The sequence below is a fragment of the Maridesulfovibrio salexigens DSM 2638 genome, assembly GCF_000023445.1.
In the GTDB taxonomy this organism is placed as follows: domain Bacteria; phylum Desulfobacterota; class Desulfovibrionia; order Desulfovibrionales; family Desulfovibrionaceae; genus Maridesulfovibrio; species Maridesulfovibrio salexigens.
The window spans coordinates 397,193-416,801 of record NC_012881.1 but is presented as its reverse complement, the minus strand read 5'-3'; the positions used below and the strand labels follow the sequence as shown (position 1 = coordinate 416,801).

At 49.5% G+C, this 19,609-nt stretch carries 17 protein-coding genes; 6 read left to right on the top strand and 11 right to left on the bottom strand.

All coding sequences use genetic code 11. The features are described 5' to 3' along the window. Positions 1–6: 6 nt before the first annotated feature. Positions 7–396, bottom strand: a complete 390-nt coding sequence (locus tag DESAL_RS01955) for a PaaI family thioesterase (protein ID WP_012765980.1) — start codon at positions 394–396, stop codon at positions 7–9. 233 nt (positions 397–629) lie between these two features. On the opposite strand from DESAL_RS01955, the gene DESAL_RS01950 reads away from it, so the two are divergent. After that, a complete protein-coding gene (locus DESAL_RS01950) occupies positions 630–2,045 on the top strand; it encodes a sensor histidine kinase (RefSeq protein WP_012765979.1) in 1,416 nt (471 codons plus the stop codon). Then, positions 2,042–3,385, top strand: a complete 1,344-nt coding sequence (locus DESAL_RS01945; RefSeq protein ID WP_012765978.1) for a sigma-54-dependent transcriptional regulator — start codon at positions 2,042–2,044, stop codon at positions 3,383–3,385. The genes DESAL_RS01950 and DESAL_RS01945 overlap by 4 nt, the downstream gene beginning before the upstream one ends. Here DESAL_RS01945 and DESAL_RS01940 read toward each other — a convergent pair. Further along, positions 3,382–5,430: a S16 family serine protease gene (locus DESAL_RS01940; RefSeq protein ID WP_012765977.1), complete on the bottom strand. Its 2,049-nt coding sequence runs from the start codon at positions 5,428–5,430 to the stop codon at positions 3,382–3,384. The two genes, DESAL_RS01945 and DESAL_RS01940, sit on opposite strands and share 4 nt — an antisense overlap. A gap of 502 nt (positions 5,431–5,932) precedes the next feature. On the opposite strand from DESAL_RS01940, the gene DESAL_RS01935 reads away from it, so the two are divergent. The 3 genes from DESAL_RS01935 (at position 5,933) to nhaB (ending at position 10,185) form a co-directional block, all read left to right on the top strand. Then, positions 5,933–6,544 (top strand): hypothetical protein, encoded by a 612-nt coding sequence (locus tag DESAL_RS01935; RefSeq protein WP_012765976.1) that lies wholly within the window; start codon positions 5,933–5,935, stop codon positions 6,542–6,544. A gap of 41 nt (positions 6,545–6,585) precedes the next feature. Then, entirely contained in the window at positions 6,586–8,385 is a 1,800-nt protein-coding gene (locus DESAL_RS01930) for an SLC13 family permease (RefSeq protein WP_012765975.1), read from the top strand. Positions 8,386–8,562: 177 nt separating this feature from the next. Beyond that, on the top strand, positions 8,563–10,185 hold the full coding sequence (nhaB, locus tag DESAL_RS01925; RefSeq protein WP_012765974.1) for a sodium/proton antiporter NhaB: 1,623 nt from the start codon (positions 8,563–8,565) through the stop codon (positions 10,183–10,185). 93 nt (positions 10,186–10,278) lie between these two features. Here the strand turns inward: nhaB and DESAL_RS01920 are convergent, their stop codons facing one another. The 3 genes from DESAL_RS01920 to DESAL_RS01910 all read right to left on the bottom strand — a co-directional run bounded on the left by DESAL_RS01920 (position 10,279) and on the right by DESAL_RS01910 (position 12,526). Further along, the gene (locus DESAL_RS01920) at positions 10,279–11,898 is read right to left on the bottom strand and encodes an FmdE family protein (protein ID WP_012765973.1); all 1,620 of its coding nucleotides are present in this window, start codon (positions 11,896–11,898) and stop codon (positions 10,279–10,281) included. Positions 11,899–11,969: 71 nt separating this feature from the next. Continuing rightward, positions 11,970–12,230, bottom strand: coding sequence for a hypothetical protein (locus DESAL_RS01915; protein ID WP_012765972.1), 261 nt, complete (start codon positions 12,228–12,230; stop codon positions 11,970–11,972). A gap of 8 nt (positions 12,231–12,238) precedes the next feature. Continuing rightward, complete coding sequence (locus DESAL_RS01910; RefSeq protein ID WP_012765971.1) at positions 12,239–12,526, bottom strand: metal-sensitive transcriptional regulator; 288 nt, start codon at positions 12,524–12,526, stop codon at positions 12,239–12,241. Positions 12,527–12,577: 51 nt separating this feature from the next. Between DESAL_RS01910 and DESAL_RS19555 the strand changes: the two genes are divergently transcribed. Continuing rightward, positions 12,578–13,228, top strand: a complete 651-nt coding sequence (locus DESAL_RS19555) for a TorD/DmsD family molecular chaperone (protein WP_012765970.1) — start codon at positions 12,578–12,580, stop codon at positions 13,226–13,228. On the opposite strand, the gene DESAL_RS20585 is transcribed toward DESAL_RS19555, so the two are convergent. The 6 genes from DESAL_RS20585 to DESAL_RS01870 all read right to left on the bottom strand — a co-directional run bounded on the left by DESAL_RS20585 (position 13,215) and on the right by DESAL_RS01870 (position 19,572). After that, positions 13,215–14,207, bottom strand: coding sequence for a rhodanese-like domain-containing protein (locus DESAL_RS20585; protein ID WP_271121204.1), 993 nt, complete (start codon positions 14,205–14,207; stop codon positions 13,215–13,217). The two genes, DESAL_RS19555 and DESAL_RS20585, sit on opposite strands and share 14 nt — an antisense overlap. A gap of 54 nt (positions 14,208–14,261) precedes the next feature. Then, on the bottom strand, positions 14,262–15,374 hold the full coding sequence (locus DESAL_RS01890; RefSeq protein ID WP_012765967.1) for a rhodanese-like domain-containing protein: 1,113 nt from the start codon (positions 15,372–15,374) through the stop codon (positions 14,262–14,264). A gap of 110 nt (positions 15,375–15,484) precedes the next feature. Beyond that, a complete protein-coding gene (locus tag DESAL_RS01885; RefSeq protein ID WP_012765966.1) occupies positions 15,485–16,204 on the bottom strand; it encodes a formate dehydrogenase subunit gamma in 720 nt (239 codons plus the stop codon). Continuing rightward, a complete protein-coding gene (locus DESAL_RS01880) occupies positions 16,204–16,959 on the bottom strand; it encodes a 4Fe-4S dicluster domain-containing protein (RefSeq protein ID WP_012765965.1) in 756 nt (251 codons plus the stop codon). The genes DESAL_RS01885 and DESAL_RS01880 overlap by 1 nt, the downstream gene beginning before the upstream one ends. After that, complete coding sequence (locus tag DESAL_RS01875) at positions 16,956–19,166, bottom strand: molybdopterin-dependent oxidoreductase (RefSeq protein ID WP_041721576.1); 2,211 nt, start codon at positions 19,164–19,166, stop codon at positions 16,956–16,958. Before DESAL_RS01875 ends, DESAL_RS01880 begins: the two co-directional genes overlap by 4 nt. An 82-nt stretch (positions 19,167–19,248) precedes the next feature. Further along, positions 19,249–19,572, bottom strand: a complete 324-nt coding sequence (locus tag DESAL_RS01870) for a c-type cytochrome (protein ID WP_012765963.1) — start codon at positions 19,570–19,572, stop codon at positions 19,249–19,251. Positions 19,573–19,609 lie beyond the last annotated feature (37 nt).

The window sequence follows — 19,609 nt, the reverse complement described above, 5'->3', positions numbered from 1 at the left end:
TATCAGTTACGCTCCAGCCAGAACATGTTCCTTGGTCACAAAACAGGTAAAAGTACCGCTGAAAACAACTTCTTCATTACAGGACACATCCACTTTAACGATATGCTTGCGTCCATCCTTTTCCTGTTCACTGGCTTTAGCAATAAGGACATCACCGACCTTTGAAGGCTTCAGAAAACGGCTTTCTGCGCCAGCCAGAACAACATTGGGGTGATTGACTGTCAGCATTGCCGCGTAATCTGCCATGCCGAAGATAAATCCACCATGGACAAGTCCACTGGTATCGGCGGCCATATTAGCGGTGCATTCCATACGAACTTCACTACCGCCCTCAAATACTGAAACGGGTTCGCCGCATAATACCCTGTCAATCTGCTCATGTGTATTAATATCCATAATTTTCTCCATATAATAATCTGTAGCTCAGGCTTAATATGGCACTCAGCTGTCAATGTCTTTTTCAGGCATTGTATATGATAGGACCGGAGATTTCGATGATTACATCACAAAAAACTATAGGAACCTGAGAACTACATTACCGTCTGTCCACAATATCAACTCACAATTGCCATTTGAGTCCAGTAGTCGTAGGTTTACAACCTCTGCAGAGTTTAACGAGGGGTATTAATGTGCTTAAATTGAATATTCGCCAGAAAATCATCATCGGGATCATCATTTTTTCAATCTGCTTCGGCTGTCTGGGGCTGCTGTCTTTTGTGAATACCCTACAGCTTGAAGACGAAGTTCTGCTTATTGAACGCAGTGACGATTTAAGCAGTCTGATTCTTGAAGTCCGCCGCATTGAAAAAAACTACCTTCTATATCATGACCCTGCCTTGTTCACCCTCGGACTGGACTACCTTAAACGGGCCGACACCCTTCTAGAAGATCTTATGGGTGAATTCAAGAAGCCCGAAAAAAAACAAACCGGTAAAAAACTGAAATCAAACCTGAACAATTACCGGGAACTGTTGCTACAGCTTAAATTTACCCCGAAAGAGGCTTCAACTGAGGACAAAGATCTGAACAACCATCTCCGTGAAACCGGACAAGCTATGGTAGGCCTTTCCAAAGCCATCTCCAATTTCGAACGTAAATATATCCTCAGTATCAACCGCGAACTGCGTTCCAACCTCACCCTGTCCATGATCGGCATAGCCATAGTCATCATGGCCCTTGTTCTCTTTTTCAGCTCAAACATTCTCAAACCGCTTCGCGAAGTGCAGGAAGCAACCCGCCGAATCTCGGAAGGAAAATTCAACCCCCTGCCGATTAAGAATTCACATGATGAAATTCAACAGGTCTTTGCCGCCTTGAATTCCATGGTCGAACAGCTGGCCAAACGTCGCCGACAGTTGGTGCAGGCCCAAAAGCTTTCATCCATCGGCACGCTCTCTTCAGGTATTGCACACCAGTTGAATAACCCCCTGAACAACATTTCTACCTCCTGCCAGATCCTTGAGGAGCGGCAAAAAGGTCAGGACGAACTTTCTGACCGGATGATGAATAACATTATGCAGGAAACCCTGCGCGCGCGGGATATAGTCAAAGGTTTGCTGGAATTCTCGCGTGAAAGCGAATATTCACCGGGACCGGTTGAAATCAACATGGTCATGAAATCAGCAATGGACCTTGTCTCCAGTCAGGTCCCGTCAAATATCAGCCTTTCCATGGAAATTCCTGAACACATCATTGTTCACGCTGACCGCCGCAAGTTGCAGGAAGCATTTATCAATCTGCTCATCAATGCAGTGCAGGCCATCGAAGGCAACCCCGGTTCAATCACTGTCACCGCCTTTATGGATCAGGAAAACACAGTCATCAAAGTCAATGACACAGGACAAGGCATGTCCCCGGAAATTATGGAACGCATATTTGATCCCTTCTTTTCCACCAAGGAAGTCGGACAGGGAACAGGATTGGGGCTGTACATCGTCTACGGAATCATAGAAAAGCATCAGGGCAGCATCAGAACGGAAAGCAGTCCGGGCGAAGGTACTAGTTTTTACATTACCCTGCCGCTCGATAAGGAACACACAATATGATCAGCCACGCCAACATCCTCATTGTAGAAGACGAAGCCATTGCAAGGGACAACCTGACCCATGTTATGACTGAGGCAGGACATATGGTCGTTGCCGTAAGCTCAGGCACTGAAGCATTGCAAAAAATCGGAAAGCAGGAATTCGAACTGGTACTGACCGACCTTATGCTTCCGGGCATGAACGGTATCGAACTGCTGGAACACATAAAGGAAATCCAGCCGTCCACTCAAGTAATTGTCATAACCGGACATGCCTCAGTTGATACTGCGGTTATAGCCATGCAGAAAGGAGCACACTCCTACATAGCCAAACCGCTCAATCTGGATGAACTTCGAGCACAGGTTTTTAATGCCCTTGAACGGCAGGCTCTCTCTGTTGAAGTTCTGCGCTTGCGGCAGGTACTTGAAGAAGGGAAACAGGATTTTCCTTTGGTGGGCCAAAGTGACCAGATCATTAAGCTGAAAAAAACTATCGAACAACTAGCGCACATGGACTGCAACGTCCTTATCCAAGGTGAAACCGGAACAGGCAAGGAGCTCATCGCCCGCGGAATTCACATGCTCAGCCCCCGTTCACAGGAACGGTTTATGGCTATCAACTGCGGGACATTCACAGCCGAACTCATGGACAAAGAACTCTTCGGACACGAGCGCGAAGCATTTACCGGAGCACAGCGCGGACAAAAAGGAATATTGGAAGTTGCCAACGGCGGCACGGTATTCTTCGATGAGATGAGCGAACTACCCCTGAACATGCAGGTAAAGCTTCTACGGGTGCTGCAAGAAAGAAATTTTCTAAGGGTCGGCGGAACGCAGGAAATTCCAGTGGATATCCGGGTCGTTTCCGCAACCAACTGCGATCTGAAGGAAGAAGTTAAAAATGGAACCTTCAGGCAGGACCTTTTCTACCGTTTGAATGTGGTCACCCTCTCGGCACCACCGCTTCGAGACCACCGTGAGGATATTCCGGTCCTGATCGGCCACTTTCTGGAAAAGCATCGCACCGAAACCCAATCCATCGACACCATTTCACAGGAAACGCTGGATATCCTGATGAACTATTCCTTCCCCGGAAATGTCCGTGAACTTGAGAATATTTCCCAGCGGGCACTGGCTCTGGCACGGGGAACTGTATTTTCCCCGGACCTGCTGCCCGAGGAAATCCGCAATATTGACCGCAATAAACCGCTGCGAACCCTTGAGGAAGTTGAGCGCGACCATATTGAAAAAGTCATGCTGGCAACCAATGGAAACAAGACTCAAGCAGCCAAGATACTCGGCATTGACCGCGTATCACTGTGGCGCAAGATGAAACGGCTCGGACTGGAAAAAGACAATTAATTCAGAGCAGCTTCCAGTGCATCTTCAAGTCTGGAAACCAACCTGACCTCCAGACCTCCCAAGACTTCATCTTCAAGCTGTTCAACGGCCTGAGCGCATTTTGCAGGAAGGACTATAGTGCTGATCCTGGCCCTGACAGCCGCCATTACCTTTTCACGCACCCCGCCTACAGGCAGCACGTCCCCGTGCAATGTGATTTCACCGCTGAAAGCCATATCCTCGCGCACCATGCGTCCGGTTAACTGCGAAAGCATTGCCACCGCAATAGTCACCCCGGCAGAAGGACCTTCCTTGGTCACCGCCCCGGCTGGTATATGAATATGGATATCCGAGGTCTCGAAAAAATCATCTGAAAGCCCGAACTTTCCGGCATTAGCCCGCAAAAAACTCAACGCTGTCTGAGCGGATTCCCTGAGCACTTCTCCAAGCGATCCGGTCAGCAACAGATTCTTACTTCCATGCATCCTAACCGCCTCAACAAAAATTATCTCGCCTCCATTTTCCGACCAGACAAGACCGGTAGCTACTCCTGTCTTCAGCATTTTAGTGACTGTGGCACTGAAATGTGGTGGAGGCCCCATGATTCCGTGGATCTCCGCCGCAGCAAGTTTGATCGGAAGAGCTTCTTCCTGACCTGACAACCTACGCCGGGCCAGTTTGCGGCAAAGCGAGGCAATCTGTTTATCAAGACCGCGCAATCCGGCTTCGCGGGTATAGTCTGCAATGATTGTGTTCAATGCGTCCGGAGCAACTTCCAGCTCATTCACAGAGAAACCATGTTTCAACAATTGATTAGGCAACATGTAATTCTGCGTAATCTGCAATTTTTCGCCGGGGGTGTAGCTCGAAAATTCGATCATCTCCATACGATCCATCAAGGGCTCCGGTATCCGCTCCACCATATTGGCTGTAGCAATAAACAGCACGCCGGAAAGATCAAAAGGGAGTCCCAGATAATTATCCACAAAAGCAGAGTTTTGCTGCGGATCCAATATTTCCAGAAGTACGGAAGTTGCGTCTCCTTGAAAATTCTGAATAATCTTATCCATTTCATCCAGCATTATTACCGGATTGCGAACGCCTGTTTTTTGTATATTTTGCAGAATTCTTCCGGCCATAGCTCCCACATAAGTACGGCGATGCCCTCGCAATTCGGATTCATCCCGCAGTCCGGCCAACGACATGCAAATAAACTCACGCCCTAACGATTCTGCTATGGCGCAACCTATAGACGTCTTACCGGTTCCGGGAGGACCGCTGAAGCAAAGGACCGGTCCCTGCAACCCCTGAATGCGACGGTTACGACTTAATAGATCCTGCACATGCTCACGTAAACGGGTCAGATTAACCGGCTTTCCGAGATATTGATCAGCCCCGTTTTTCATGGCTTCAACTGCCGTCTTCACTGTGGCGTAACCGGTAAGCATGATCACTCCGGTATCAGGCCAACGGTTTCGTAAAACTTCCAGCAGCTCAAGGCCGTCCATTCCATCCATCTTCAAGTCGGTAATCACGATGTCCGCAGGCTCTTCTTCCATAGCTGCAACAGCTTCCAAGCCGTTGCCCACAGTTCTTACAGCAAAGCCCTCGTGCTCAAAAATTATGGATAGGTTTTCCCGGGCAATAACTTCATCATCGGCAATAATCAGGTTCGGACTGATCCGGCTGCGCAGATTTTTTACAGCAAGAAATTCAAGAATGCGCTCTTTTACACTGTTCAAGCCGTAATGTCGGGCATCCAAAACTCCCTTTGCCTTTTGAATATCCAAGTCGTCCTTGGTCGTTTCATTCCATGGTAGGGAAAGGATAAATTCCAAATAGCTGTGAACAATGTGAAATTCCGGAGAAGTATTATCCAGCTTGAGAAGACGTTCACATTCCTCACGGACAGTGTTCATAATATTAGCAGGAAGGTCGGCTGAATCCACTCGCTTGCAGATATCATCAGCCATACTTTCAGTTACGTTCTCCAGCCCGGCATGGGTATCATTTATATTCTCTTCAGAGCGCGTGTTCTCAGCACTCTTCCTGCCAAACCATTTCATAATATCCTCCGGATAATATTTGCCAAAACCAGATAAAACTGACTCCATGCACAAGACATCCACTTAATATTATCTACTTAATATCATTAATATATAACCCTGTTAATGTTGCATGTTGAAACAGCACCCCGTCACTCTGTACTTTTTTGCACAAGCCTTACAAAAAACACACCAAACAACCAAACTGCGCACTCTGACAGCTTTCAAAAACACCAACCTAACTCATAAAAATTAATATTCCACTGCACCACGATCAAAAAACAACTCTTAAATCGTTGCAAAAAGCAACACACTGTTTTGCAGGGATTCAGTAAGCTTTCAGTAAAACCCAAAGCGCCTTCCTTAAAAAATGTTGCAGATAGCAACACCAATAAAAACCCACCCAAACGCCTTTTTCCATAAACTATTGTTTCTAAAGACTTTTTATAAAAAATAAGCCTTGGCATGGATATTGATTTATGAGGGGCAAGTTCAAGGAAGGAAACAACAATCAGGAGGCACCATGGCCACAGAACAAGGATTTTTCGGTCTTTTGGAACGCTATTATGCATCAAAGGCAGCAAATCGAAGCAACACCTGTAATGTCGGAGCGTGGGCCATCAACCGGGATCAGGCTTTAGTCGACCCCACAGAGAGGGAGGTTTTCTTGATAACTTTATTCAACCGATTTTTATCCGGCAACACTAAGAAAGAAGTTGTCCAAAAGGATAATAACGAGCTGGTAAACGGCCTTTCTGAATGTACCTGCTCAGGCGGCAAAATCCTTGTGGTAAGCAAGGGAGCCGCTTTTTCCGGCAAAGTAGTAAGCTATGCAGTTGAAATGGCTGCCAGAACCAAAAGTAGCTTGATCGCACTAAATCTGGATGAACGGGGCTCTAATTTCACCGATTTCTGTTCCCAATCCGAAAAAAATATCTCTCATTTCTCCACAAAGGCGAAGGAAGCAGGTCTCTGCTTCGCGCACGTTGTAAAACAAGGTGCTGAAGATTCTGTTGTGGCCGAACTCCATAATCAGGACGAAGAACTACGTTACGTTATGGAAGATGTTATCCGTACCCAAAATGCCGGAACAACTATTCCGGTGTACACACGAGCGACACTTAGAGTCGGGTAATCCCGGGTTTTCTTGCTGTTTCAAATACTAAAGGGATACTTATGACTCCAGAAATTCTTCTCGTAATGGCAGTACTGGCCTTCGCGGTGCTGCTTTTCATATTCGAATGGGTGAGGGTCGACGTAGTCGGCATCATCATGATGGTTTTACTGCCCCTGCTCGGGCTTGTTACTCCAAAACAGGCCATCAGCGGTTTAAGCAGTAACGCTGTCGTCTCCATCATTGCTGTTATCATCATCGGAGCCGGACTGGACAAGACCGGCGTAATGAACTCCCTGGCACGGGTTATCCTTAAATTCGCAGGAAAAAGCGAAACCAGGATCATGTCACTCATAGCCGGAACTGTCGCCATAATTTCAGGATTTATGCAGAATATCGGGGCCGCAGCCCTGTTCCTGCCCGCAGCCAAACGCATCGGCAACCAGACCGGAGTTCCTGTTGGCAGACTGCTTATGCCCATGGGATTCTGCGCCATTATCGGCGGCTGCCTGACCCTTGTAGGCTCCAGTCCTCTGATCCTGCTTAACGACCTTATGATCGTAGGCGGTAAACATTACGAACCCTTCGGAATGTTCGGGGTAACACCTATAGGCATCTGTCTTCTTGTTGCCGCACTCATCTATTTCATTATTCTGGGCCGTTTCATCCTGCCCAGCAAAAACGTAGGCGAAACTTCGGGCCCCATGTCCGAATTGCTCGCCAACACATACGGCGGCATCGGCTCCCTATATGAGATGCATGTTCCTGAAACATGGAGCTGCGACCATGATCTCATGAACCTTGAGCTACGCCCCATTTATTTTTCAACCATTGTCGCAATTGCGCGCGAACGCGGCAAAAACCATAAGATCGCCCCGGATGCACAGGAAGTAATCCTGCCCGGAGACCATCTTGCAGTGGTCGGCCCGATCGAATCTGTGCAGCGCATGGCTGCGGACTACGGCTGGGCTCTCAAGGACGACCTTGAAACCTTTGCCGAAGAACTTTCTCCCAACAATGCCGGACTCATGGAAGGTATCATCACCCCACGCTCAGAACTTGTAGGCGAAACACTGCGTACTCTGGGCATCCGTAACCGCTTTCAGGTTTCCCCGGTGGCAATCTTCAGGGGCGAGAAACTGTTCATCAGCGGGTTGACCGACCTGCGCTTAGAATCCGGTGATGCCCTTCTGCTGCATGGTCGCTGGGAAATGTTCCACATGCTCAAAGACCGTCCGGACTTTGTATTTACCGAAGAAGTAAAAGGCGAAATCCTGCGCACTGAAAAGGCAAAACTGGCCCTCATGTGGCTGGCGGTTTCCCTGTTCATGATCCTCGGCCTGCACATTCAGCTCTCCATCGCACTGCTGACCGGCGCACTGGGAATGGTTCTGACCAAAGTCCTGAGCATTGATGAAGCATACCAGTCCGTAGACTGGATGACCGTATTCCTACTCGGCGGTCTTATCCCGCTGGGCATGGCTTTTGAGAACACCGGGGCAGCAAAATATATTGCAGACACCATCATGGCCGCATTGGGACACCCCTCGGCCCTGATTCTATTGACTGTAATCGGTGCGCTGACCTCGTTCTTCACTCTGGTGGCCTCAAATGTAGGCGCAACAGTCCTACTGGTGCCCCTGTCCATGAACATGGCCCTCAATGCCGGAGTCGATCCGCGCATCGCAGCCCTGACTGTGGCGGTCGCAGCTTCGAACACCTTCGTTCTGCCAACCCATCAGGTTAACGCCCTGATTATGCGCCCCGGAGGATACAAAACAGTCGACTACGTCCGTGCCGGGACCGGTATGACCATCTTGTATATGGCCGTCATGATCTCCGCTCTGATGATACTTTATTAGCACCAAACCTTATTTCAAGGACCTTACGCTAGCACTCCCCCGGAGGAATATCCGCCCAGCAATTTCGCGGATATTCCTCCACCTGCCATAAATAGAAACGCAAACTATACCGGAAAAGAGCACGACAAACGGATACTGCCGCGCGATATCCGGCATGAATTATAAAAGGAGATTCTGATGCAGCAGACATTCCTGCAATCACTCGGAAACAACTTCCTCGGCCATGCTCCCAAATGGTACAAGCAAGTTATTCTGGCCTTTCTGGTCATCAACCCCGTACTCATGCTCACAGCCGGACCACAGGTTGCAGGCTGGGCATTAATCGGTGAATTCATTTTCACGCTGGCAATGGCACTGAAGTGCTACCCCCTTCCAGCAGGCGGACTGCTGGCCATCGAAGCAGTGTTCATGGGCCTGACTTCAACAGAAACCATCTACCACGAAGCACTGAATAACTTTGAGGTTATACTGCTGCTGATCTTCATGGTCGCCGGTATCTACTTCATGAAAGAATTCCTGCAATTCACCTTTACCCGCATTCTGGTCCGGGTTCATTCCAAGGTCGCCATTTCATTAATGTTCTGCTTTGCCGGAGCATTTCTGTCCGCTTTTCTGGATGCCCTTACCGTTACTGCGGTCATCATTGCCGTGGCCTACAGTTTCTACAATATCTACCACAGGTTTGCTTCCGGCAAGACACTGCATTGCGAGCACGACCTTTGCAGCGATCAGGCGGTAATTGAAAAGAACCGCTCAGACCTTAAAGAATTCCGGGCCTTCCTGCGCAACCTGATGATGCACGGTGCTGTCGGTACTGCATTGGGCGGAGTATGTACGCTTGTTGGTGAACCCCAGAACCTGCTTATCGGCGGTGAAATGGGCTGGCATTTTGTGGAATTCTTTCTGGAAGTAATGCCCGTATCCCTGCCTGTGCTTGCAGTGGGCTTGCTGACCTGTATGACTGTGGAAAAATTTCATCTTTTCGGATACGGCGCAAAACTGCCCGGAAACATACGTTCACACCTGCTCGAAACAGCGGTAAAAATGGAAGAAAAACAAGGTCAGGCAGGCAAAACCAGACTGATCATCCAATCCCTGACCGGGGTCTGGCTGGTCGTGGCTCTTGCTTTTCACCTTGCTGCAGTGGGGATCATCGGACTTTCTGTAATCATCTTCCTGACTTCCATGAACGGCTATATCGAAGAGCACCAGCTTGGTAAGGCTTTTGAAGAAGCACTTCCTTTTACCGCTCTGCTGGTGGTCTTCTTCTCTATCGTGGCTGTGATCCATGATCAGGAAATATTCCACCCGATCATTGAGTTCGTTCTCAGCATGCAGGGACATACTCAGCTTGCCGCATACTACATTGCCAACGGATTGCTCTCTGCAATTTCTGACAACGTATTTGTGGCTACTGTTTATATATCAGAAACAAAACTTCACTTTATCAACCTGCTGGGGACTCTCCCTGACATCGGTATGAGCGCTCAGGCTCTGATGGAAAAGCTTACCGATCCTCATCTGGCGAGGATCGATGTTGTCGCAGGCATGCCTCAGGCTACCGCTACAAAAGTTCTTGAGATCATGCACCACTTCGACAAGCTGGCCGTTGCCATTAACACCGGGACCAACATCCCCAGTGTGGCGACCCCCAACGGTCAGGCTGCATTCCTCTTTCTCCTGACATCAGCTCTTGCACCGGTGATACGCCTCTCATACGGCCGGATGGTAATGCTGGCATTACCATACACCATCACAATGTCCCTGACCGGCCTAGCGGCAGTTAATTACTTCCTGTAAACTGCCGCGCCGCATTTAAGCGGCACCCCTTTTTCTCCGGCAGACTCTCCACTGCCGGGGAAAGAAGGGGGAACGAAAACATACCCAGCTATTCTACTTTCCAAACGGACACTTCGGAAAAGTACAAGAACGACAGTTAAGACAAAGTCCGCCCTCGGCTAAGCGAGTAAGCTCTTTGCGCGTGATGGCCTGCCCCGCAAGAATACGCGGCAGCACCAAATCAAAACTGGTAATCTTGTAGAATAAAGCACAGGCCGGAACGCCGATAACATCAGCATGCTGAATCTTCCCGAGCAAAAGCATGGTTCCGGGCAACGCGGGGACTCCGAATAAAGCATCCTTCAGCCCGGCATCAACCAGACCGGCGCGGGTAGCATCATCAGGGTCTACGGAAAGACCTGCCGTGGTTACAATCAGATCAGCACCCTGCTTCAAAAGTTCATTCACGCCATTTGAAATAGCATCCTTATCATCAGGAACAATCACGCTTGCAGCAACTTCACACCCCAGACGTTCCACCTTTCCACTGATGATCGGAACAAATTTATCTTCTATCAGACCTTGAAAGACTTCAGTTCCGGTAACCAGAATTCCTACTTTGGCCTTTCTCAATGGAATGACGGAAAAGAGCGGATCTTCATCAAGCACGGATAAGGCATTACGGAAAACGGTTTCGGAAATATGCAGAGGGATAGCCCTTGTTCCGGCAACAGGCTTTCCTTCATCCACAAGGATATCGCCCTGTCTGGAAGTACACATCACATCGGGCAGCATGTTGAACCGCTCAAGAATATCACGGTTGATGGAAAACAGTCCTTTGTAAGCTGCACAGAAACTGATTTTACCTTCTTCCGGGGGAGCCTTGAACACAATTCCTTCCCCGGCCATTCGGTCTGCAAAGGCTTGTGCGGCTTCATTCTCATGAACCATTCCATCCGCAGAACTTTCATCCTGAACATAAACCCGGTTACGACCCATCTGCTGCAAGCGACAGACATCCCCGGCAGTGATTTCCTGCCCGGCCTTGAACTCCGGCCCCTTGTAAACTCCGGGTTCAATACGGGTCATGTCATGCAAAGCGGTTCTGCCTACTGCGTCCTCAACTTCCACAGCCACAACGCAATCTTCGCGAACAACATCGCGAGAGCCGCCCACATAAGGCACTTCTCCCTGACAACCACGGCATATTGCCCCGTCACTGAGCGGATAAGCTTCATTGCAAGACGGACAGATACCGATATCACGCATATGCTTATGCCCCATAAAATCGGGCGCAATCTGAACAGGGGTGATGGAACAAAGTGACGGTCCGGCCTCACATATTTCAGCGAAAAGTTTATCGGTATCCTGTTCCTTTTTCGGCTTCAGTTTCAAAAACCAGGCCTTGATTTCCGGCCAGTTTTCCAGCTTTTCAGTATCAATATGGATACGCACACCTTTCCCTGTATACTTATCGTAAAGAGAAAGAGCGTAACGTCCAAGCTTGATTACTTTCATCCAGCCGTTTCCATATGAGCAAAGGGTGAGGATCTGAACAGCATCAGGCAGACATTTCCCGGTTTCCACCACAGCATCAAAAAGAGTGTCTGCGGGAAGATGTTTCTTGGCTTCCTCCACCATATACCCGCCGATAAGCAATCCGGGAGCGGGATATCCGTGAAATTTACGGGCAACTTCCTTGAACTCTTCAAAAGTATACGGTCCGATGTTCATAGATCTGGATGTCCTTATAAATTAGGGTGTGTGTTGATTAAGTACGCCCTTAAATTCTACTTTCTTTGAAATCAGCTGTTATGCTGCTCTTCAATTCCTTTGGAGCTTTTGAAAGATTCCCATTCGTCATGATCCAGTGCTCCGCTTTTGTCAGCATCGGCTTCTTCGAAAACATCGGCTGAATCAGGAAGAGCAGCCTTAAATTCGTCAACGGTAACCATTTCATCACCGTTACTGTCCATACTGTAAAAGCAACGATTCAAATTACTGCCAGCAATAGCGTTGGCGGCAAGCCCCAAAAACAGAATTACAACAAAAACCGATCTTCCCATTACAATACCTACTCCATATAATTGGTCATGACAGTTACGAACTTATCCATTGCCTCAACCGGGTCTTCACCGCTTTCGATGGCCTCGGCATAGCACTTAAGCATGTAACGTTTCATAATAAGTTTAGTTGAAGATTTAAGGGCGGAACGCGCAGCTTTTACCTGCGTTAAGATATCGCTGCATTCCTTGCCACTTTCAATCATTCCCTGAATTCCTCTGATCTGTCCTTCGATACGCTTCATGCGCTTAAGGACATCAATTTTGATTTTTTCCTGTTCTGCTGCGGATTCGGGCATAACGTGCTCCTTGATCTTGTATGTGCATGAGAGATTAAGTAGAGTCCCCTGATGACTGATAAAAATACCAACACACCAACGTCCGAAGAAGAAAACCTTGATCAGGTTTGCCTGCTCAACTGTATTGAGCTGTGTGCCATTATTTTCAGAGGGATAAACCCCGAAGAATGTGCCGCACTTCTGGACGAAGGTCTGCCCGAACTGGCTACACTTTCAACGGAATCGCTGCAATCCCTTTCAGGACCACTGAAAGATCTCCAAACATCCTACCCGGATGTCACCGACACTTTCTGTGCCGAGCTTGAGTCCGAATACGTAAGGTTGTTCATCAACAGCCGTGACGGGATTGTCGCCCCGCTTTATGAATCATGCTACGAACCGGGCTCCGGCAGAGTTATGGGCGAATCCCATGTTACCATGAGCAAACTTCTTGAAGAAGCCGGGCTTGCCCCCACCGGGGAACAGGCTTCCGAACCTATGGACCATCTCTGCATTGAGCTGGAATACCTCTACGTGCTGCTGGCCAACGGCTGGGGTGGAAACGATGAGGATTCCCTCAAGCAGGCCAGAGCATTTGCAGCACAAAAAATGGTCTGGGTCCGCAAATTCAATGAAAAGCTGGCTGACAGCGATGCCATTAAATTTTACATTGCAGCATCTGAACTGCTGATTGCCATGCTGGAAGAAGTTACTTCCTCCTAATACATTTTCGTCCGGGTTTTCCGCTAAGGGCATCGTTGATTCTTATAACCAGCGGTGCCGGTCCGGAAACCAGATCATTGCAGACAAACATTACCGCAAAAGCATCCTCTTCCTTTTTCAACATGAATACGACAGGAAGTTGCTCCCCTTCTCTTAAAGCCCCACTGTGTTCCACGGGATCAGCAAGCATGGGAATCCCGGCATTGTTGATCTTGTGGAAACGTATGGCTTCGCGACGATTCATGCCGAACCCGACAGTTATGAACAGCATGTCCGGGGTACAGCATTCAAGTTCCCTGCGCGCAGCATCAACACTAAGAACCGCCTGTGCGTTTTCAGCATGACCTTCTTCCACCAGCAGTAGCAGGAAATATTTCGCATCGAGTGAGGACAGATTCAGGTCGCTTTTCCCTTTGTCTAACCCAAGATAAGAGCGCTCTTCAGCGTTGCCGGAGAATGCAAAATTCATATCCGGAATGATCTTCAGTTCTACCGTCTGTTTTTCCGGCAGATGAGTCTCCACCCAGCCGAACCATCCCGCAGCATAGCGGTAAATGTTCGTATAACCGAGGCGCGCTGCACGGCGAGCCGCAATGGAACTGCGCAGTCACCTGAAGCTGCGGCAGTAGATAATCACCGGACGGTTAAGATCCGGCCCAAGCAACTCCCGCAACTGCTTTTCTCTTTCCTTGGAGAAGTACTGGTCTTCGCCAAGTTCAAATTCCATGTTCCGGGCACCGGGAATATGCCCTCCTTCAAATTCGTATCCGGCCCGCACATCCAGCAGCATAATTCCGGGAACTTCTTTTAATTTCTCTTCAACTCCCGGTCCGTCCAACAGCTTATAGCCGTAACGGTCAGCTTCCTTCTGCACATCATTCCACCAGATTGGACGCTCTTGTTCAGCCCGAACCTGTACGGCCGAGAACATTATCAGGAACAAAAAGAACGTTGTGATGGAAATCCGCATCCGGATCATTGCTACTCCCGAAGTAGTCTGGGCCGGGACCTAAGTCCCGGCCCAGACTACTGACTATTTTTTGGGGGTATGAATTGTGAAGGAACCGTCCTTATGGAAATCGGTTTCAGCTTCAAGGTAATATACTTTCTTAATATCAGGACGCATGTCCAAGGTCATGTAGTAAGCTTCGCCGCTGCGTGCTCCGGTTGTACATACAAACACGATGGGCTTGTCAGCGGGGAGTGTCTTTATCTTCTTCTCAAGCATGTCCACTGACATATTCACAGCACTGGGAATATGGCCCTGCGCGTATTCATCAGCATCACGAACATCGATCAACATGATTGAGTTCGGATTTTCAGCAACAATCTTCTTGAACTGCTCAATATCGATGCTGCCTTCTTCGCCGCCGGACTTAACTTCAACAGCACCGGATGCACCGAACATTTTCTTCCAACCAGGATATCCTGCTTCGGCAACATGCACGTTTTTATAGCCGATGCCCATTGCACGGATGGCAGACTTATGACTCAGCTTGCACTTATAACCACCGCAGAAGTAGATAAGCTTGGTGTTTTTCTTATCTGCGGGCAGCAGGCCGGTGCGCTTAGCCCATTTGGAATCGGGAATGGAGATAGCTGACGGAATGGAACCTGCCAGAAACTTCTTGGTCGGACGGGCATCGATCAGCATGTAAGGGTCGCCGTTAGCCATCATCTCGGCAACAGTTTCAAGGCCGATACCGCCATAGCGACCGGATTTCATCCAGCCGGGGTACCCATAGGGGTATACTTTTACGTTTTTATAGCCAAGCTTTACAGCTTTCTTAGCTGACTTGTGGCTCAATTTGCATTTAAGGCCCTGACAATAAAAAATGAGCAGGGTGTTTTTGTCTTTAGGCAGCTTGTCGGTCATCTCGTCAAATTTTGAATCCGGAATGGAGACAGCAGTAGGAATATATCCAAGGATATACTTGCCCTTGTAAGGACGGGAATCAATGATCATCACGCCTTCAGGTTTGGGCATTTTGGCGTACTTGGCAACAAAGTCGGTATCAACCATGTCCTTGTACATCCAGTCCTGCATCTTACTCTTGGGGACAACTTCCTTAGCCATGGCCGGTGCAGCTATGAACGCCAGACACAGTGCCAGTACCACTACCTTGAAAAACTGCATTTTCCTCATGTAATTCTCCCTTTGCTCTTTTTATTGTGATGCGGCCTACCGGCGGTCCCTGCCGGGGACCTTAACCCCTTTTAGTATGGCTTCGCCGCTTTGTGTGTTTGATTTTTGCGCTAAACTTCAGACGAAGGGTTATCTTTTACCCGCTCGTACCAGAGTTTATGGTGATGCTTGGCGTAATCCTCGGGAACATGTCCGGTAAACATAGAACGGAATCCGGGCTTTTCTTCCGGTGATATGGCCGCCATGTAGATGTGTACCAGCAGACCTGCGAAGACCAGACCTACGGCAAGGTAATGCAGGGTGATGGACCAACTGACCAAGGCCATATGTTCCGCACCTAAGGTTTGGTCGGACAGGAACATGATGATCCCGGTCACAACGATCACGACACCACCCACAACAGAAGCCTGAGCAAAAGCCTTCTGGCCCATGTTGTAATACCCCTGATCGGGCAATTCGGAATTCTTGCCCAGCAATTTAGGTCCGGCGGTCATAAGGATCATCTTGCGGATCATCCAGGTTATGTCCCGAGCCGGATCAACCATGAAGATTTCCTTCAAAAAGAAGACAGCTCCCTTAAAATTGATCAGCATGTACAAAAGCAGACCACCAGCCCAGATGAGGCCGAGGGTGACATGGATGATCAGCAGGTTCCCTCCTCCGCCAACCAATGAACGCATAAAGGCCGGATAACCTGAGCCAAGCGGATCAATTTCCGGGTTACCGAAAAGTCCCAGTCCGGTTACCAGCAAAAGGAACCAGCAGACTGCGTTGAACCAGTGGATAAAGATGTCCGAGCGGTCATGCCGCTTGTATTGTCTCTGACTCATTAGGCATCACCTCCCTTGCTCCGGGAGTCGTCATGTTCATCGGACCCGACCAGAAGCTGACGGCCCAGCATAACCGCCACTCCGAGTCCTGAAAGGCCGACCACGGTCTTAACCACAGGGTTGACCATGGTGGTCAGTACATCCATTGCAGTAGGCATTCTCGCTTCCACTGGCCATTCCAGCGGAGCGGTTTCGCCGAGATAGATCATGTTCGGCTTGGTATCCGACTTGGCATTGATCACACGGACCAGCTTGCCCTTGTTTTCCTGAAGCAGTCTGTAAGCTTCAGAGTCGGGATCGTTTATGTCACCGAAAACCCGGGCCTTGGTGGGACAAGTGTCCACACATGCGGGGAGCAATCCCTGCGCACGGCGATCAGCACAGAAATCGCACTTATCGGCTTTGCGGGTAATTTCATTACGGAAACGCGCATCATAGGGACAAGCGGGCATACAGTTGCCGCAACCGATGCACAGTGATGTGTCGATGCGTACAGTGCCGTCTGTTTTGTCTTTGAAAGTCGCCCCGGTGGGACAGGCCTGAACACAGGTGGGATTGTCGCAATGCATGCAGCCGCCGGGCTGGAAATGAGTCTTCGGTTTGCCGGAAGCAAAGTCCGGCACGGAAGCCTTGATCCAGTTACGCCACTGACCGTCCGGCACATCGTTGGCGACCTTGCAGGAAGCCATGCAGCCCTTGCAATCTATGCACTTTGACGAATCGATGACCATTGCGAGTTGTACTGTCTTACTCATGAGGCCACCTTCCTTGTTACGGAAACAAATGTTTCATGCAGGGCCGCGTTACCGCAGATTTCATCATATCCTTCCTGCAATACGGCAGCCATGCTGGCTCCTTCACCGAAGATGAGGCTCAGTTGCGGAGACAACGCGCCGAAACCGGAAAGCATATACACGGTATCCTCAAGAATGCCGTCAGTGATTTCCACCTTGAGTTCACCCTTGCCGACAGAACTGGCTACTTCGACCAGATCTCCGGGCTTGATACCCAGCTTGTCGGCAGCCTTGGTATTCAGCCAGAGAGTGTTCGGTCCGGTAAGCTGATGCAGAACCGTGTTGTTCTGGGATGAGGTCTGGGTTACCGATGCACTGCGGCCCACAACCATGCGAAACCTGTTTTTAGGCGGCTTGGCAGGCGGAGTGTAAACCGGCATTGGGTCCACGCCCATTTTTTCGTAACGCTGGTTGTAAAGTTCAACCTTTTTACTCAGTGTTTTGTAAACACGGTCTTCATAAATACCGTAAACCTTACTGGGGTTGTAATAGACCCCGTCTTTCCTGAAGGCTTCTGCGGCTCCGGGCAGGTCGCGCAACTGCTGCTTACGGTACTCTTCAATGGTAAAATCAAAGTATTCGCCAAGTTCCAGCTTTCCTGCCACATCCTTAAGCACATCGAAAACCGGGCGGGACTCATATAGAGCCGGAACCACCGGATCTCGCTGTACAACACAAGCACAGGCAACAGAGCCCTGAAGACCTGACGCCGGATCCTGCCGCTCAAGATAGCTTGGGGCCGGCAGTACGAGATCAGCCATCCATGCGGTATCACTCATGGCAATATCCACAACAATCATGAATTCCATGGAGTTGCACATCTCAATGGTCTTAGCACGGTTGGGTGCTGTTCCCATGGGATTGGTCTTGTATACGAACCAGCCTTTGATGGGATACGGCTTACCTTCGAGTATGGCATCACGGGTAAGGACGAACGATCCGTCATGCTCAAACAGCATGGGCACCTTGTGGGCATCAATGCGGTCATCCGGATTATCGTCATACCAGGGAGCATCGTAAGGAACGCCTTTAAGTCCCACTTCACGTGCGGCCAGCAGCCCTCCGGGCTGGTCCCAGTTTCCAAGCAGACCGTTCACAATGGCAAAGCTGCGGCGAACCTGCGTGGAATTCTTGTAATCGGAAGTACGGCGACCGGGATAAATCATGGAAGCAGGAGCGGCAGCAGCCAGTTCACGGGCTATGCGTGCGATGTCCTGCGCAGGAATGCCGCACTCTTCAGCAGCAAAACGGGGATCATATTTCTGCACATGTTCGCGAAGCTGATCAATGCCGTAGGTCTTCTCGGCGATCCACTTCCTGTCATAAAGCTCTTCATTAATGATGACGTGCGCCAGTGCGAGCATGAAGGCCATATCCGTACCGGGCTGGATGGGATACCATTCGTTCGCCAATGCTGCGGTCTTGGTATAGCGCGGGTCGAGCACCACAAGCTTGGAGCCCTTCTGCATGGCGGTCATCAGGTCTATGGAATCAGGGGTAACAAGAGCTTCAAAGCGGTTGGCCCCGGCCATGATGATATACTTACTGTTGAGAACGTCAGCGAAAGGAACTTCGCCAAAAGTATCAAGAAAGGCACGGCTCCCGCTGAGCAGGCAGAGGGATTCGTGGGAAGTCACGTTGTATGATCCGTACACTTCTGCAAAACGGCCTACAAACTTGGATTGCAGATCGGCTCCGGCAGTAAAGAGATGCCCACAGGGGGTATACTTCTGACGGATGTCCTGCATCTTTTCCGCCATCATATCGATGGCTTCATCCCACGGAATGCGTTGCCATTTGCCCTCACCGCGCTCGCCCTTTCTGAGAAGGGGATACTTGAGACGGTCAGGAGCATACATTTGTGCGACACCGGCATTACCGCGTGCGCAGAGCATGCCTCTGGATTTTAAAAATTTAGGGTTGGGATCAAGTTTCTTGACCACACCGTCCTGAACACGGGCGATGCAGCCGCACTTGTTGAAGCACATGTCACAGGCCGAAAAGGCCGATTCCCATTTACCCGATGAATTAGTTGTCTGTGCGGACGCCGCTTCGAGTCCGCCCAGTGCGGGGACACTCCCGGCTGCGGCAGCGGCCAGCATCCCGGAGGCCTTAAAAAAGTCACGGCGGGAAAGCCTGGTCTTGTCTTTAGCCACTTCCACCTCCATGTTGATCAAGTGGAAAGGAGTTTAGATTAGTGCGGCGGAATCAGGTCTTCCGCCGCACATAAATATTACTGTTAACTAGACACTAGCTGCACTTTGCCGGGGACGGGGAATCCTTGGCATAATCATGCAGGTAGGTAAAAATATCGTTGATGTCTTTTTCTTTGACTTTGCTCCAATCAGAGGAACAAGGGATCTTGGAAGTATCAGAGAACATGGCAGTCCACTCAGCCTGTGTCTTGGTGCTGGGACTTAAATCGGATGCAGTTGCGCCGTGACATGAGCGGCAGTGTTTACGATACAGAAATTTACCCTTGCGCGCATTACCGTCACCGAAAGCAGCAGCCATGCTGGCCATGGACAGAACCATAAGAACACACATCAAAGTGCCTATTACCTTGCGATTCATTACAAACCTCCAAAAATTATTTTCTTAACCCATAACA